Below are 1,260 nucleotides of genomic sequence, written 5' to 3'. Positions count from 1 at the left end.
AGCACTAACAAGCGGCTCCACCGGACAAATTTTATTGTCACCTTTTTTGTACCAAAAAAGCCGCCAATAAAATTTGCTCGGTGAGCCGGGCGTTAAATGCCAAAAGGAATTTATGAGCTACGATCATCCAATCGAAATAGTCGAAAATGATGTTCTTGTTGTCTCAGTCGTAGACTCTGATGGCAATTATTTTATGTGGCAAAAAGGTCTAACCGAAGAGGTCGGTTCCGATGATGGTATTTACTTCGAATACAATGACCAAATAAATGGTCGCCACAACCAAGTGACCGAATGCACCATAACAAATGATGGTATTCATATAGTACTTGCCAACGGCAACTTAGAGCATTTTTACTTTCCGGCTAAATTCGATAAGTTTAATGAATTACGGGCGGGTCTAAACAAAATATACGCTGAGCATGGTGGCATAATTGAATTCAGCATTTAACAAGTGCAGCCTGCCTCGCCACAGCAAAAACACGCTGTGGCTGGACCTCGCTTCGCTCGGCCGCAGCTGCAGGCGTTATGTCTTTGAAATGGCTGAAATTAATCCGCAGTGTTCTACAAATGGTTTGAAATCTCTATCGGTAAAAAGAAGCGGCACCTTATTATCTATACAAAAAGTCGCAATAATCACATCCGCTGTTTTCCTTATCGTAATGCCTCGCTTCCTCAGCAATCGATAATAGTCCGAACATTGCAATACCATCCTATGACCAAGCATTTCATATTGGTCTAGTTTCCCAAGTACAGACTTGGTTTTATTGTATTCTTTGTCGCTTTTTATGCCCTGCAATATCTCAAGCAAAATTAAATCGCCTAAAGCAACATTCCCCTTCATTAATTGCCTGTCTAACTCATCGGTATAGGGACTTACTACGCCGTTAAAATAATCAATCCAAACACTTGTGTCAGCAATAATCACTTATCGCCTCGCATTTCGTTTAAATCGCCTTCCCAGTGTATTTTCCCCCTTAAACTACATACAGCTTGTTGTTCATTTAGCTTAATAAGCAACTTTAAGCCTTCTTCAACAGCATCTTTCTTTGTATGTAAGCCGCTTACCTTTAAAGCATTTGCCATTAGCTCGTCATCAATTACAATGTTGGTTCTCATAAAACACCTATGTGTATAAAAAATTAACTAAATACACACTAGCACAATAAATAAACATAACCAAGCGTTCAACAAGGACTCCGTAACAATGTCACCTTTTTCGCGCTACGCGGCAAAAAAGCCGCCATTGTTACTACGCCTGTT

3 protein-coding genes are annotated in these 1,260 nt (G+C 40.2%); 1 reads left to right on the top strand and 2 read right to left on the bottom strand.

All coding sequences use genetic code 11. From position 1 onward, the window contains the following. Positions 1-112: 112 nt before the first annotated feature. Entirely contained in the window at positions 113-448 is a 336-nt protein-coding gene (locus tag A3766_RS20485; RefSeq protein ID WP_068511102.1) for a hypothetical protein, read from the top strand. Positions 449-523: 75 nt separating this feature from the next. On the opposite strand, the gene A3766_RS20480 is transcribed toward A3766_RS20485, so the two are convergent. Both A3766_RS20480 and A3766_RS20475 read right to left on the bottom strand, forming a co-directional pair. After that, a complete protein-coding gene (locus A3766_RS20480) occupies positions 524-925 on the bottom strand; it encodes a PIN domain nuclease (RefSeq protein WP_068511100.1) in 402 nt (133 codons plus the stop codon). Then, complete coding sequence (locus tag A3766_RS20475) at positions 922-1,116, bottom strand: type II toxin-antitoxin system VapB family antitoxin (RefSeq protein WP_068511097.1); 195 nt, start codon at positions 1,114-1,116, stop codon at positions 922-924. The genes A3766_RS20480 and A3766_RS20475 overlap by 4 nt, the downstream gene beginning before the upstream one ends. Between the last annotated feature and the right edge of the window lie 144 nt (positions 1,117-1,260).

This window comes from Oleiphilus sp. HI0132 (assembly GCF_001635845.1).
The sequence above is the reverse complement of the archived record's forward strand: the minus strand, read 5'-3'. Positions and strand labels throughout refer to the sequence as shown.